This window comes from Nocardia wallacei, assembly GCF_029869545.1.
Lineage (GTDB): Bacteria > Actinomycetota > Actinomycetes > Mycobacteriales > Mycobacteriaceae > Nocardia > Nocardia wallacei_A.
This window is the reverse complement of sequence record NZ_JARWQD010000173.1, coordinates 18,448-31,568: the sequence shown is the minus strand read 5'-3', so window position 1 is coordinate 31,568 and position 13,121 is coordinate 18,448. Positions and strand designations below refer to the sequence as shown.

14 protein-coding genes are annotated in these 13,121 nt (G+C 70.0%); 9 read left to right on the top strand and 5 right to left on the bottom strand.

Annotated features, from left to right (window positions below; genetic code table 11):
- The 5 genes from QH290_RS14300 to QH290_RS14280 all read left to right on the top strand — a co-directional run.
- Nucleotides 1–393 (top strand): flavin reductase family protein (locus QH290_RS14300; protein WP_280383256.1); only part of this gene is annotated, 393 nt, incomplete at its 5' end.
- A 151-nt stretch (nucleotides 394–544) separates the two neighbouring features.
- Nucleotides 545–1,681 carry a 3-ketosteroid-9-alpha-monooxygenase, oxygenase component gene (locus QH290_RS14295; protein WP_280269295.1) on the top strand — a complete coding sequence of 379 codons (1,137 nt, stop codon included), beginning with the start codon at nucleotides 545–547 and terminating at the stop codon, nucleotides 1,679–1,681.
- A 47-nt stretch (nucleotides 1,682–1,728) separates the two neighbouring features.
- A complete protein-coding gene (locus tag QH290_RS14290; RefSeq protein ID WP_280269294.1) occupies nucleotides 1,729–1,944 on the top strand; it encodes a hypothetical protein in 216 nt (71 codons plus the stop codon).
- A 75-nt stretch (nucleotides 1,945–2,019) separates the two neighbouring features.
- Nucleotides 2,020–3,084: a 2Fe-2S iron-sulfur cluster-binding protein gene (locus QH290_RS14285; protein WP_280383263.1), complete on the top strand. Its 1,065-nt coding sequence runs from the start codon at nucleotides 2,020–2,022 to the stop codon at nucleotides 3,082–3,084.
- Between the two features lie 26 nt (nucleotides 3,085–3,110).
- A complete protein-coding gene (locus QH290_RS14280; protein WP_280269293.1) occupies nucleotides 3,111–3,989 on the top strand; it encodes a VOC family protein in 879 nt (292 codons plus the stop codon).
- A 238-nt stretch (nucleotides 3,990–4,227) separates the two neighbouring features.
- Here the strand turns inward: QH290_RS14280 and QH290_RS14275 are convergent, their stop codons facing one another.
- On the bottom strand, nucleotides 4,228–6,048 hold the full coding sequence (locus QH290_RS14275) for a nitroreductase family deazaflavin-dependent oxidoreductase (protein ID WP_280383254.1): 1,821 nt from the start codon (nucleotides 6,046–6,048) through the stop codon (nucleotides 4,228–4,230).
- Nucleotides 6,049–6,155: 107 nt separating this feature from the next.
- Here QH290_RS14275 and QH290_RS14270 point away from each other — a divergent pair, with 107 nt between their 5' ends.
- On the top strand, nucleotides 6,156–6,719 hold the full coding sequence (locus QH290_RS14270) for a TetR/AcrR family transcriptional regulator (protein ID WP_280269291.1): 564 nt from the start codon (nucleotides 6,156–6,158) through the stop codon (nucleotides 6,717–6,719).
- 42 nt (nucleotides 6,720–6,761) lie between these two features.
- On the opposite strand, the gene QH290_RS14265 is transcribed toward QH290_RS14270, so the two are convergent.
- Nucleotides 6,762–7,439 (bottom strand): class I SAM-dependent methyltransferase, encoded by a 678-nt coding sequence (locus QH290_RS14265; protein WP_280383252.1) that lies wholly within the window; start codon nucleotides 7,437–7,439, stop codon nucleotides 6,762–6,764.
- Between the two features lie 74 nt (nucleotides 7,440–7,513).
- On the opposite strand from QH290_RS14265, the gene QH290_RS14260 reads away from it, so the two are divergent.
- Together QH290_RS14260 and QH290_RS14255 are read left to right on the top strand one after the other, a co-directional pair.
- Complete coding sequence (locus QH290_RS14260) at nucleotides 7,514–8,428, top strand: helix-turn-helix transcriptional regulator (RefSeq protein ID WP_280383250.1); 915 nt, start codon at nucleotides 7,514–7,516, stop codon at nucleotides 8,426–8,428.
- A gap of 53 nt (nucleotides 8,429–8,481) precedes the next feature.
- Entirely contained in the window at nucleotides 8,482–9,285 is an 804-nt protein-coding gene (locus tag QH290_RS14255; protein ID WP_280383248.1) for an NAD(P)H-binding protein, read from the top strand.
- A 46-nt stretch (nucleotides 9,286–9,331) separates the two neighbouring features.
- On the opposite strand, the gene QH290_RS14250 is transcribed toward QH290_RS14255, so the two are convergent.
- The 3 genes from QH290_RS14250 to QH290_RS14240 form a co-directional block, all read right to left on the bottom strand.
- Nucleotides 9,332–10,201 (bottom strand): ribokinase, encoded by an 870-nt coding sequence (locus QH290_RS14250; protein WP_280383246.1) that lies wholly within the window; start codon nucleotides 10,199–10,201, stop codon nucleotides 9,332–9,334.
- Nucleotides 10,202–10,433: 232 nt separating this feature from the next.
- Nucleotides 10,434–11,399: a serine/threonine dehydratase gene (locus QH290_RS14245; RefSeq protein ID WP_280383244.1), complete on the bottom strand. Its 966-nt coding sequence runs from the start codon at nucleotides 11,397–11,399 to the stop codon at nucleotides 10,434–10,436.
- A 2-nt stretch (nucleotides 11,400–11,401) separates the two neighbouring features.
- A complete protein-coding gene (locus QH290_RS14240; RefSeq protein WP_280269299.1) occupies nucleotides 11,402–11,701 on the bottom strand; it encodes an ArsR/SmtB family transcription factor in 300 nt (99 codons plus the stop codon).
- Between the two features lie 111 nt (nucleotides 11,702–11,812).
- Here QH290_RS14240 and QH290_RS14235 point away from each other — a divergent pair, with 111 nt between their 5' ends.
- On the top strand, nucleotides 11,813–13,081 hold the full coding sequence (locus QH290_RS14235; protein ID WP_280269285.1) for a glutamate-5-semialdehyde dehydrogenase: 1,269 nt from the start codon (nucleotides 11,813–11,815) through the stop codon (nucleotides 13,079–13,081).
- Nucleotides 13,082–13,121: the final 40 nt, after the last annotated feature.

Below are 13,121 nucleotides of genomic sequence, written 5' to 3'. Positions count from 1 at the left end.
CGGGGGGGGTTCAGCTGCCAGCCGTTCTCCTCGCTGCCGCTCCACCCGCCCGGGGTGGGCCTGTGCCCCGCGCGCACGCCCACCTCGTGCCCGCGCACCCGCGCGGCCGGGCGGTTCTGCGTGAACATTCTCGCCCACGATCAGGAGGATGTGTGCCGTCGATTGGCCCGCAGCGGCACCGACAAGTTCGCCGGAATCGACTGGGTCCCTTCGCCGAACGGGTCGCCGCGGCTGTCCGGCGCGCTGGCCAGCATCGACTGCGAGCTCGAGCGCGAGATCGACGGCGGCGACCACACGGTCGTGATCGCCCGGGTCACCGCCCTCGACGAGCATTCGGACGCGGCGCCACTGCTGTTCTACCGCTCGGGATTTCAGCGGCTGGAGGCGCCGTGAGGGAAGTCCGGTCGCTGCGAACGGATCCGGGGCACCTCCCGACCAGTGGGACTGCGCGTGCCCGCGCCCGGAGGCCGCGGCGAGCATCGACATCAGGACAGCCCTCGCCGCGTGAGCGGGCGTGCCGGGCGGTAATCGGATCGGAGGAACAATGACTGGCGACAGCGACGTGCGAGTGATCGATGCGGGCGGCCCGTCCACGCGGTACGCGCGCGGCTGGCACTGCCTCGGGCTGGCGGACAGCTTCCGGGACGGAAAACCGCACACCGTAGCGGCTTTCGGCACCGAGCTGGTGGTGTTCGCGGGCGAGGACGGCACGCTCAATGTGCTCAACGCCTACTGCCCGCACATGGGCGGCAACCTGGCCGACGGCACCATCAAGGGCAACTCCCTGGCCTGCCCCTTCCACGACTGGCGCTGGGCCGGCAACGGCCGCTGCACCGGCATCCCGTACGCGCGCCGGGTGCCGCCGCTGGCGCGCACCAAGGCGTGGCGGACCCTGGAGGAGAACCGGCAGCTGTTCGTGTGGAACGACCCGGAGGGCAAGGCGCCCCCGGCCGACATCACCATCCCGCGCATCGAGGGCGCGTTCAGCGACGAATGGACCGACTGGACGTGGAAATCGCTTGTCGTGGACACCAATTGCCGCGAGGTGGTCGACAATGTGGTGGATATGGCGCACTTCTTCTATGTGCACCTGGGCTTCCCGACGTTCTTCAAGAACGTCTTCGAGGGCCACATCGCCAGCCAGTACATGACCTCGGTCTCGCGCGAGGACACCATGGGCGAGACCGCGAAGGCGCTGGGCGGCAAGAACACCCTGCACTCCGACGCCTCCTACTACGGACCCTCCTACATGATCGACCACCTGCGCAGCGAGAGCGAGGGGCTGGAGGTGGAGGGCATTCTGATCAACTGCCACTACCCGGTCACGCCGGATCGTTTCGTCCTGCAGTACGGCATGATCGTGAAGCTGCCCACCGACCGGCCCCGGGCGGAGGCCGAGGAGATCGCCGCCAAGTTCGCCGGCGGCATGGGGACCGGATTCGAGCAGGACATCGCGATCTGGCAGCGCAAGACCCGCATCAACAATCCGCTGCTGTGCGAGGAGGACGGCCCGGTGTATCAGCTGCGGCGGTGGTACCAGCAGTTCTACACCGATGTCGCCGACATCTCCGAGGAGATGACCGCGCGGTTCGAATTCGAGGTGGACACCACGCGCGCGGTCACGGTGTGGGAGGCCGAGGTCGCCGAGAACCTCGCCAAGCGCGCCGCGGCGCAGGTCTGAAAGCGGCTGTCATGAACCCGATTTCGTGCCGGAGCTGCGGAACCTGCGTGCTCGTCGAGAAGTACAGCCCGCAGCACACCAGCGTGCAGTGGAGCGCGGCCGCGCGGGCGGCGTGCACCGGCCTGGCGGAGGTGAGCGAGCGCGAGCACACGTGCCCGGCGCTGCGCGACAGCATCGATGCCGCGGTGCGGGCGGGGGAGCTGAGTGTCAGCACGCGTGAGCAGGATGTGCGGACCCGGGGTCGCACAATGGCCCACACCTGATACGGATTGCCTGCGCTGGGCGAATGTGGCGATCGCTCCGGAAACGAATGCAGTGGAATGGAACTGGTGAATCGAATGGAAACGGTGGCGCAACGGGTGCGAGCGGACGTAGGTGCCGCCACCATGCGGATCGAGCGCGTGGTCCGCGAGACCGAAGACGCGATATCGCTGATCTTGGCCCCCGGCCCGGAGCATGCGGATCGATTCGCCTACCGGCCCGGCCAGTTCCTGACACTGCGCATCCCCAGCGACCGGACCGGGTCGGTGAGCCGCTGCTACTCGTTGTCGAGCGCGCCGCACGAGCGCGGGCCGCTGCAGGTCACCGTCAAGCGAACCGCCTCCGGATACGCGTCGAACTGGTTGTGTGACAACGCCTCCGAGGGCATGAGCCTGAAGGCGCTGCCGCCCGCGGGCCTGTTCGTCCCGGCCTCGCTGGATACCGATCTGCTGCTGTTCGCCGCCGGTTCCGGGATCACGCCGATGCTGTCGATCCTGAAATCGGTGCTGGCGCAGGGGTCGGGGCACTGCACCCTGGTCTACGCCAACCGCGACGAGCGGTCGGTCATCTTCGCCCGCGAGCTGGCCCGGCTCTCGGCCGCCCATCCCGATCGGCTGCGCGTGGTGCACTGGCTGGAGAGTGTGCAGGGGCTGCCGTCGGCCGCGCAGATCGCGGAACTGACCCGGCCCTGGTGCGGGCGTGAGGTTTTCGTCTGTGGCCCGGGCCCGTTCATGGATGTCGTCGGTGCGGCGATGGCCGCACTCGGGGTCGATCGGCGGCGCGTGCACATCGAGAAATTCGTGTCGCTGCGGGGGAACCCGTTCGACCCGGACGATCCGGTGGCCGTGGATCCGGCGGATCCGGAGGAAAACGCCACTGTCGCTGTCGAACTCGACGGAGCGCGGCATCGGTTCGACTGGCCCAGGAAGCAGGTTCTGCTGGATGTGCTGCTGTCGGAGGGGCTGGCGGCGCCGTACTCCTGCCGCGAGGGTGCCTGCAGCGCGTGCGTATGCCGGGTCGTCTCCGGCGAGGTGCGCATGCGGCGCAACGAAGTGCTGGAGGAAGAGGACATCGCCGAGGGCTATGTGCTTGCCTGCCAGTCGATTCCGGTGAGCGACGACATCTCGGTCACCTATTCCTGACCCACTAGTCCTAGGAGACGATCACCATGCCCGCCTTCAGTTCCCTCGGCTACGTCCGCGCCGGTATCGCCGACGCCGACGCCTGGCGCACCTTCGCCTTCGACACCATCGGATTCGCCGAGGGCACGGGTCCCAACCCCGACTCTCTCTACCTGCGCACCGACGAGCACACCTACCGGCTGGAGCTGGTGCCGGGCGAGCGCGACGAGGTGCTGGCGGTCGGCTGGCAGGTCGCCGACGCGGCCTCGCTGGCGCTGGTGCGCGAAACGCTCGAGAAGGCCGGAATCGCGGTCACCGCACTGTCTCTCGCGGAGGCGGGGCGGCGGCACGTCGAGGAGGCGATCAGCTTCACCGACCCGTCAGGGTTCACCGTCGAGGTGTTCCACGGGCCCTTGCTGGACCACAGCCCGGTGCTGACGACGTTCGGTGCCCGGTTCGTCACCGGCAAGCTGGGCCTGGGCCACGTGGTGCTGCCGGTGCCGGACCTCGAGGCGGCCCGCCGGTTCTACGCCGACGTGCTGGACTTCCACGCCCGCGGGTCCTTCCGGGTCGGCCCGCCCGACCACCCGATCTGGATCCGGTTCCTCGGTGTCAATGCGCGCCATCACAGCCTGGCCCTGATCCCCGGCAGCCGGGCGGACGGCCCCGGCATCGTGCACATCATGGTCGAGGTGGACCGGCTCGACGATGTGGGCCGGGCGCTCGATCGGGTGACCAAGGCGGGCTATCACCTCTCGTCCACTCTGGGACGGCACACCAACGACAAGATGATCTCCTTCTACGTCCGCACGCCCGGCGGCTGGGACCTCGAATTCGGTTGCGAGGGAATGCTTGTCGGCGACAACTACGCGGCCGAGGAGATGACGGCCGACAGCTACTGGGGCCACGAGTGGAACCGCGCATGAGCCCCCGGCCCAGCGTCCCCGGACCCACCGGGTTCGGATTCTCATCGCGCCGTACCACCCGCTGGACGGCAACCTGACCCTGCCGTCCCTTCATTCCCGGCGTGCTGTCCCCTTCGTTCCTGGCGTGCTGTCCCCTTCGTTCCCGGCGTGCCGTCCCTTCATTCCCGGCATGCTTTTGGCCGGGATCTCTACCGTACGAGCGGATTCCGGCCAAGAGCATGCCGGAAATGAAGGATCGTCAGTTCGCGGCCGCGGAACCGTTGTCGGTGAAGGTGATTCGTACCGAGATCGGGGTGGTTTGGAGGGCGGCGAAACCGGCTGCGGTGAGGGGCGCGAGGGACGGGTGCGGGGCGAAGGCGCGGGCGCGGGCGACGACATCGTCGTCGGGGCGCAGCTCCGCGGTGCCGGTTCGCCACCGATCACCCTGGCGCAGCCGCACTTCCGGGGTGGCGCGCACGTTGTTACCCCAGCCCGAACGCATGCCGTGCTGGCAGATGATCCAGGCGCCGTGGTCGTCGAACAGGACGGACACCGGCACCCGGCGCGGCTGTCCGGACTTGCGGCCGATGGTCTCCAGTTCGGTGGCGAAGGTGGACCGCACGCCCAGCCGGTCCAGGGTGCGGAAGGTGGGGTTGACCACGTAGCGGCCGACCGCCCGCTCGACGCGGAACTTGCGCGCCAACGCGGCAGCATCGCCCTGCCCGGCAGTCCTGCCGTATTTCCCGCCCGCATCGCCCTGCCCGGCCGTGCCGCCGCCCTTAGCGCCCGCATCGCCCTGCCCGGCCGTGCCGCCGCCCTTCCCGCCCGCGGCGCCTCGCTTGGGCCGGAACGCGTCGATCCCGTTGCGCCGCACCATGGTCACCGCGGTCAGCCACGGCGAGCGGGCCGGGTCCGGATCCAGTCCGGCGCCGAGCCGATGCAGCTGGTCGGTGTGCCACTGCAGATCCAGGGCACCGTCGAAGGCCTTGAGGCCGCGGTTCGCCGCGAGGCGCCCGCGCAGTCCTAGGGAGATCACCGGAGGCCGCAGGGCATCGGTGCGGCCCGCGATCAGATCGCTTGCGGCGGAGGGGATGACGGCGGCAGGCCGTCCGATCCCCACCAGCTCGCACGCCCCCGACCCGACCGCGTCGTCCATCGCGGATCGGGACCGGAACCCGCCGGTCACCGCCAGTGGCACCGATCCCGCGGACCGCCGGGCGGTCTCGGCGTACTCCAGGAAGTAGGCCTCGCGGGCCCGCGTGCTCGAGGACACCGTCTGCGGCCGCCCCATCATCGCGGGGGATTCGTAACTGCCACCGCTGATTTCGATCAGGTCCAGCTGTTCGGCTGACAGCGCCTCGATGACGGCCCGCGACTCGTCCTCGGTGAATCCGCCGCGCTGGAAGTCGGCGGAATTGAGCTTGATGCCCACCGCGAAGCCGGGACTCACCGCGGCGCGGATCGCCCGCGCGACCTCGACCACGAAGCGCCTGCGCCGCTGCGGATCTCCGCCCCAGCCGTCGGTGCGCTGGTTCGACAGCGGCGAGAGGAACTGCGAGACCAGATAGCCGTGCGCGCCGTGGATCTGCACGCCGTCGAACCCGGCCGCCTCCGCGACCCGGGCGGCGGTGGCGAAACGCGCGACGAGGTCGGCGATCTCGGCCTCGGTCAGCGCGCGCGGCGCGGGCAGGCCCGGAATATCGGACGCGATCGCGGACGGTGCCACCGGCCGCCGCCGCGTGGCCAGCGGATTGGCTTGGCGCCCCGGATGATTCAGCTGCATCCACACCGGTGTGCCACCGTCCTTGGCGGCCTTGGCCCATCGGGTCAGCGCATCCAGGTGCCGCTCGTCCTCGAGGGCGACATTGCCGGGCTCGCCGAGCTGGGTGCGGTCGACCATCACATTGCCCGTGACGATCAGGCCGAAGCCGCCCGCACCCCACCGCCGATACAGGCGCTGCAGCCGCTCGTCCGGGCCGAGGTCCCGGGCGCCCAGCCCCTCGCTCAGCGCCGACTTCACGATCCGGTTCGGCAGCACCTGACCGCAGGGGAGGGACAGTGGGTCGTGCAGGCTCGCCATCGTGATGCTCCTCCATCGTAGTAAACCGATCGGTTTAGCTGGAGGGTAGTACACCGATCGGTATACGGCAAGGTAGGCTGGTTCCGACCGGATGGAGGAGGTGCAGCATGGGCGCTCGGGATCGGCTGATCGACAGCACCGTCGATCTGATGCGCCGCAACGGCGTCGCGGGGACGGGCATCGCGCAACTGCTCGCGCACAGCGGCATCTCGCGCCGCTCGATCTACCTGAATTTCCCCGACGGCAAGGCCGAGTTGGTCGCCGCGGCCACCCGCAGCGCGGGACAGGCGGCCAGCGCCCTGATCGGTACCCTCACCGCCGGGGCCGACCTGGCCGCGTGCGTGGCCGCATTCCCGTCGATGTGGCGTGAGGCCCTGCTGTCCAGCGACTTCACCGCCGGCTGTCCGATCGTGGCGGCCGCGCTGGGCCGCACGGAGGCACCGGAGGCCGCGGACGTGGCCGGGGAGACCTTCACCGACTGGGAGCAGATCCTCGCCGAGAGGCTGCGGGCCGAGCGGGTCGCCCCCGACCGCGCGCTGTCGCTGGCGACCACCATCGTCGCCGCGATCGAGGGCGGCGTGGTGATGTCGCTGGCCACCCGCTCGGTCGCCCCGCTGGAGCGGGTCGGCGAGCAGATGTCGGCGCTGGTGACGCAGTACACGGACAAGTAGGCGGGCGACACCGGGCCGGGCGCGTGACGTCCGGCCCGGCACTCACGCCGGGCGCGTGGCGCGGTAGTAGGTGACGCGGCCGATGCGGCGGTGCGGATGGGAATCGACCACGGCGCAGTCGAATCCGGCGTCGCGCAGCAGCCGGGGGATGCCGTCACCGAGATTGTCGGCGACGTGGCCGGTGCGCAGCATCATCCGCGCCGACAGACCGTCGGCCGGTGTCATCGGCCCGCCGATGTCGACCAGATGCAACCGGCCGCCGGGTCGCAGCACCCGCAGTATCTCGGCGGCCATGGCGATCTTGGTCTCGGTCTCGAGATGGTGCAGCATCAGCGACGACAGCACCCGATCGAATTCACCGTCCGCATAGGGAAGTTCCTGCGCGTAGGCGTGATCGAAGCGAATTCCCCGCAGCCCCTTGGCCTTCCGCTCGGCACGGGCCAGGGCACGGAGGTCGGGATCCGAGCCGATCACCTCCGCCGCGGGCCGCGCGCGTTTGGCCCGGAGCGTGAGATTGCCGGTGCCGCAACCGACTTCGAGGATACGGTGGTCGTCGCGCAGTTCGGCATGCCCGATCAGCCGCTTGTGCAGCCGGGGCGCGCCGAACAGCAGCGACATCAGATCGTAGGTCGGGAGCAGCGCGTCGCGCCCGGCGGCGGGCAGGTAGTCGTGCCGGTTTCCCATGGCGTGAGTGACGGAATGTGGACGATGTTCGGTCATACCTCACATGATGATTTGGGATGGTTCGGCGAAGTGGGGCGATAGTCGGTAGAAATAGGACTATCTTCGGTTCTATGGCAGAGGGCGGTGACACGGCCGGGGCGGGTTTCGTGACCGGGCCGACTCGGATGGTGCGCCACCGGCGCGGCGTGCCCGTGTTCGACTATCGATACGACGGGGTGACGCCACCCGTCTCGACGCTGCGCCTGGATATGCGCACCCGCAGGGACATCCCGCCGCACATCCACGATTTTCCCGGGCTCTGGTACGTGGCCGATGCCGCCGTGGTGTATGTGATCGGCGCCGGGCAGGTCGTCGATGGTAACGCGATCGAGTTGGTCGAGGGTGGTGTCGCCGTGTTCTTCGATCCCGCGGCGCTCGGCGGCGGGGGACGTATCCCGTGGCCCGCGTGGCGATCGCATCCCCTGCTGTTCCCGTTCCTGCACGAGCGGCGCGGCGGCGTGCTGCGGCTGACGGTGCCAGCGAGCCACCGGGCGCTGTGGGACGGCACCATCGCGGCCATCGAGACCGAACTCGCCGACCGGCGCGAGGGGTATCGGCAGGCGGCGTCGGCGCATCTGACGCTGCTGCTCATCGACCTGGCCCGCCTGGCCGCCGATGTGGTAGGCGATCTGCGCCGCAGCGGCGAACCCCTGCTCGCCGAGGTGTTCGACGTGATCGACAAGCGGCACGGACAACCGCTGTCGCTGCGTCAGGTGGCGGAGGCGGTCGGGATGTCACCCGGCCATCTGACCACCGTGGTCCGTCGCCGGACCGGACGCACGGTCCAGGACTGGATCATCGAGCGCCGCATGGCCCAGGCGCGACGCCTGCTGTCCGACACCGAGTTGCCGATCTCCGAAGTCGCACGGCGCGTGGGGATTTCCGATCCCGGATACTTCACCCGCCTGTTCCGCCGCGAACACGGTGTGCCGCCCCGTCGCTGGCGTGCCCCGTCGTCGGCGAGCCGAGATCTCCCCACCGGCTGACGCCGAAAATTGCCATATGCTTCGCGGGGTCGTGGGCAACTACTCTGTGCCCCATGAAGATTCTGGTCACCGGAGCCACCGGGAACATCGGTCGGAAAGTGGTCGATCACCTGCTCGCGCTGGGCGCGGACGATATTCGCGCCCTGTCGAATCACCCGGAGCGGGCGGAACTACCCGAGGGCGTGGAGGTGGTGCGCGGCTACCTACGCCGGCTGTCGTCGCTGCCCGCGGCGTTCGAGGGCGTGGAACGAATGTATCTGGCGCCCGTCCTGGAAACCGTGACCGAGGTCGTCGACCTGGCCCGGCAGGCCGGGATCCGCCGCATCGTCGACCTGTCCGGCGACGAGAGCACCGACTGGCAGCCGATCGCCCGGGCGGTGGAGAAGTCGGGCGTGGGCTGGACACATCTGTACGCGGGCGAATTCATGGAGAACACCGCGATGTGGGCGGATCAGGTGCGGGCCACCGGCGCGGTGCGCGAACCGTACCCGGAAGCGGCGAACGCGCCGATCGCGATGGACGATATCGCCCGCGTCGCCGCGACGGTGCTGACCCAGGACGGCCACGACGGCGTCACCTACGACCTCACGGGGCCCGAAACCCTCACTCGGGCAGAGCGTGTCCGCCAGCTGGGCGCGGCGCTGGGGCGTGACCTGTCGTTCCTGACCGTGTCCCGCGCGGAGGCGATCGGCATGCTGCAGCCGGCGATGGGGGAGTACGCCGAATGGTACGTCGACGGTATGGCCGCGATGGTGGACCACCCGCAGGTCGCCACGACCGCCGTCGCCGACCTCACCGGCCGCCCCGCGACCACCTTCGCCGAATGGGCCGCCGCGAACGCCGCTCAATTCCGTTGAACCACAACGAGCGGTGAGTCGCTCTTGATCGCCTCTGCCGGGCGGCCTACCCTCCGGATCGTCGTGCCGGGAGCGCGGCCTCGATCTCGGTTCGGCTCGGAATGGACGCGCTGGCACCGAGTTTCGTCGTGGCGAGGGCTCCCGCGGTGCACGCCCAGGCGAGGGCGGTGGCCGGTCCCTCGTGCCAGTGCGCGGCGAGGGCTCCGGTGAAAGTGTCTCCGGCGCCCGTGGTGTCGACCGCGCGGACCGGAACACCGGGATGGCCGAACTCGCCCTCGGGCCCGCGGTAGACCGCACCGTCCGCGCCGCGAGTGACGACCACGTGCGCGACGTGGTCCAGCGCCGAGCCCAGCCGTGCCCGCTCGCCCTCGTTCACCACCGCGATATCGACCTCGGACCAGAATTCCGGTGGGAGTTCTTGTGCGGGTGAGGGATTGAGCAGCACCGTCGTGCCGGAGGTCCGCGCGTGCCGGGTGGCCGCGAGCACGGTGGGAACCGGTATCTCCAATTGGCACAGCAGCACGTCCGCGTCGGCGATCGCCGCGAGATCCCCGTCCGCGAGCTCGGTCATCGCCGCATTCGCGCCGCCGACCACGATGATGCTGTTCTCGCCCTCCGAATCCACCACGATCGAGGCGGCCCCGCTGGGCCCGGCGACGGACCGCAGCCGCCGCGTTCCCACTTCGGCGTCATCCAGCACCGCGCGCAGTTCGGCGGCGAACAGGTCGTCCCCGACGGCCCCCACGAAGTCGACCTCCGCCCCGGCCCGCCGCGCCGCGATCGCCTGATTGGACCCCTTCCCGCCGGGCACCATCTCGAACCCGCGCCCCAGCACCGTCTCCCCGGGCTCCGGCCGCCGCCCGGTCGTCGTCACCAGATCCATGTTGATGCTGCCCACCACCACGATGCGTGCCATACCCGCACCGTAGCGCCCCGCCCATCCCACGAACTCGCCCGACGCGGTTCTCGGCGAGCCACCACCGAGAACCTGCTCTCAAACCTTGCCCACGGGGGTATGCGCTCCGTCATCGGTTGCAACGCTACGGACGTCCTCTCCAGCATTGGTTGCGCGCTGGTGGTGTCGTCTCCGGCGTTGGTTGTGGCGCTGTTGGTGTCGTCTCCGGCATTGGTTGCGGCGTTGCGGACTTTCACCCGGAATCGGTTGTGGCGTCGCGAAATTCGCCGCCGAGTGCGGTGTTGGCGCCGCTGAGGACCACCGCTACCTGCTCGTCCGGGGCGGGCCCATAGCGGCCGGACAGCAGTGCGGCGAGCGCGGTGGCGGCCGCCGGTTCGACGGGTAGCCGAGCGGCGCGCCACAGCGCTCGCTGGGCCTCGCGAATGTCGTCGTCCTCGACCAGGAGGACTCGGTCGACATACTCGCGGGCGAGGGGAAAGACCAACTCCCCGACGCGTTTCGGGGCCAGGGCGTCGGCGGCGATGCTCCCGGCGGGTGCGTCGGCCGGACCGCCCGCCGCCAGTGCCGTCGTCAGCGTGGGCGCCCCGGCCGGTTCCACGCCGACGACCCGGGCAGCCCCGGCGAAGTAGGCCGCGATCCCGCCGATGAGCCCGCCCCCGCCGACCGGCACGAGCACGGTGTCCACCGGGGTCTGCTCGGCCAGCTCCAGGGCGAGGGTGCCCTGGCCGAGCAGGGTTTCGCGCTGATCGAAGGCATGCATGCTCAACGCGCCGCTGCCGGCCACCCATGCCTCGGCAGCGGCGAGCGCATCGGCGTACCGATCGCCGACGACCACGAGATCGGCGCCGCGTGAACGGATTCCGTCGATCTTCACCGGGGCGGAGATGGCCGGGACGAAGATGCGGGCCGGAATATCGAGGTGCTGTGCGGCATCCGCGACAGCGAGACCATGGTTGCCACCGGAGGCGGCGACCACCCCGGCCGCCGGTACGTCGCGCAGCAGCAGGTTGGCGAAGGCGCCCCTGGCCTTGAACGATCCCGCGCGCTGCACGTGCTCGAGCTTCAGGGTGACCTCGCCCGGCGGACCGCCGAGATCCGCGAGCGGGATCCGGAGCACCGGCGTGCGCCGGATATACGGACGGATCGTCTCGTAGGTGCTGCCGATCTCGGTGGGCGAAATACCCTGTGCGACGGTCATTCTCACCACTCCCCGCCGAGCATGGCCTTGGCCTGCCCGATCCGTTGTTCGTCACGCCGATAGAACACCCACTGCTTGATCCGGGTGCCCCGGACCAGTCCCGCCTGGCCGAGCACCTTGAGATGCTGCGCGCACGTCGGGGCGCTCACCCCGAGCTTGTCGGCGATGAACAGCGAGCACACGCCGTCGTGCACCAGGTCGCCGTCGGTCTGCGGCGGAAAATGCGCCTCGGGATCTCGCAGCCACTCCAGAATCAGCAGCCGCTTGTCGTTCGCCAGCGCCTTGATCAGGTCCACATCCATCACTGAGTCATTATGCTAATTAGCTAATTGACTGTCCACCGATGTGAGCCGGACTCGTGCCGTGGGAACGTCCTTGTCATCGCGATTCGGCCGGTCAGTAGGCTGTTGCCCATGACTGCTCCCACTGCCACCGACCAGGACGCCGTCCGCGCGGTGGTGCACGACGCGGCGCGCCGGGCCCGGGTGGCGTCGCGGACGCTCGCCCAGCTCACCACCGAACAGAAGAACTCCGCGCTGCACGCCGCCGCCGATGCGCTGCTCGCCGCCAAGGATCGGGTGCTCGACGCCAACGTCGAGGACATCGAGACGGCCCGCGCCGCGGGCACCGCGGACTCGCTGCTGGACCGGCTGCGCCTGACCGCGGCCCGCATCGACGGCATCGCCTCCGGGCTGCGCCAGGTCGCGGGCCTGCCGGACCCGGTCGGCGTGGTGGTGCGGGGCTCCACGCTGCCGAACGGCCTGGAGATCCGTCAGGTGCGGGTGCCGCTGGGCGTGGTCGGCATGGTGTACGAGGCCCGGCCGAACGTCACCGTCGACGCGTTCGGGCTGGCGCTCAAGTCCGGCAATGCGGCGCTGCTGCGCGGCTCGTCGTCGGCCGCCCATTCCAATGCGGCGCTCGTCGCCGTGCTGCGCGAAGCGCTTGCCGCACAGGGACTTCCCGAGGATGCGGTGCAGCTGCTGCCCAGCGAGGACCGCTCCAGCGTCACGCATCTGATCCGGGCGCGCGGCCTGGTGGACGTGGTGATCCCGCGCGGCGGCGCCGGTCTGATCAACGCCGTGGTCCGCGACGCCCAGGTGCCGACCATCGAGACCGGGACCGGCAACTGCCACGTCTACGTGCACGCCGCCGCCGACCTGGACATGGCCGAGTCGATCCTGCTCAACGCCAAGACCCGGCGCCCCAGCGTGTGCAATGCGGCCGAGACCGTGCTGATCGACGATGCCGTCGCCGCCACCGCGGTGCCGCGGCTGATCGAGGCGCTGGAGCGGCACGGCGTCACGGTGCACGGTGACCTGCCCGGGCTGATCCCGGCGAACGACACCGACTGGGGCGAGGAGTACCTGACCCTGGACATCGCGCTGAAGGTGGTCGCCGACCTGGACGCGGCCGTCGAGCACATCAACACCTGGGGGACCGGGCACACCGAGGCCATCGTCACCGCCGACTTGAAGGCGGCACGCGAATTCACCGCCCGGGTGGATGCGGCCGCGGTCATGGTCAACGCGTCCACCGCCTTCACCGACGGCGAGCAGTTCGGCTTCGGCGCCGAGATCGGCATCTCCACCCAGAAGCTGCACGCCCGCGGGCCCATGGGCCTCCCGGAACTCACCTCCACCAAGTGGGTCGTCTGGGGCGACGGCCAAACCCGCCCCGCCTGATCCACGCACCCTCTCCGTGTTCTCGCACCCCGTTCAGGGC

What these genes read in the sequence shown, in the direction of transcription:
- QH290_RS14295 (WP_280269295.1), top strand. Translation starts at nt 545, where the DNA reads ATGACTGGCGACAGCGACGTGCGAGTGATCGATGCGGGCGGCCCGTCC.
- QH290_RS14285 (WP_280383263.1), top strand. Translation starts at nt 2,020, where the DNA reads ATGGAAACGGTGGCGCAACGGGTGCGAGCGGACGTAGGTGCCGCCACC.
- QH290_RS14280 (WP_280269293.1), top strand. Translation starts at nt 3,111, where the DNA reads ATGCCCGCCTTCAGTTCCCTCGGCTACGTCCGCGCCGGTATCGCCGAC.
- QH290_RS14275 (WP_280383254.1), bottom strand. Translation starts at nt 6,048, where the DNA reads ATGGCGAGCCTGCACGACCCACTGTCCCTCCCCTGCGGTCAGGTGCTG.
- QH290_RS14270 (WP_280269291.1), top strand. Translation starts at nt 6,156, where the DNA reads ATGGGCGCTCGGGATCGGCTGATCGACAGCACCGTCGATCTGATGCGC.
- QH290_RS14265 (WP_280383252.1), bottom strand. Translation starts at nt 7,439, where the DNA reads ATGACCGAACATCGTCCACATTCCGTCACTCACGCCATGGGAAACCGG.
- QH290_RS14260 (WP_280383250.1), top strand. Translation starts at nt 7,514, where the DNA reads ATGGCAGAGGGCGGTGACACGGCCGGGGCGGGTTTCGTGACCGGGCCG.
- QH290_RS14255 (WP_280383248.1), top strand. Translation starts at nt 8,482, where the DNA reads ATGAAGATTCTGGTCACCGGAGCCACCGGGAACATCGGTCGGAAAGTG.
- QH290_RS14250 (WP_280383246.1), bottom strand. Translation starts at nt 10,201, where the DNA reads ATGGCACGCATCGTGGTGGTGGGCAGCATCAACATGGATCTGGTGACG.
- QH290_RS14245 (WP_280383244.1), bottom strand. Translation starts at nt 11,399, where the DNA reads ATGACCGTCGCACAGGGTATTTCGCCCACCGAGATCGGCAGCACCTAC.
- QH290_RS14240 (WP_280269299.1), bottom strand. Translation starts at nt 11,701, where the DNA reads ATGGATGTGGACCTGATCAAGGCGCTGGCGAACGACAAGCGGCTGCTG.
- QH290_RS14235 (WP_280269285.1), top strand. Translation starts at nt 11,813, where the DNA reads ATGACTGCTCCCACTGCCACCGACCAGGACGCCGTCCGCGCGGTGGTG.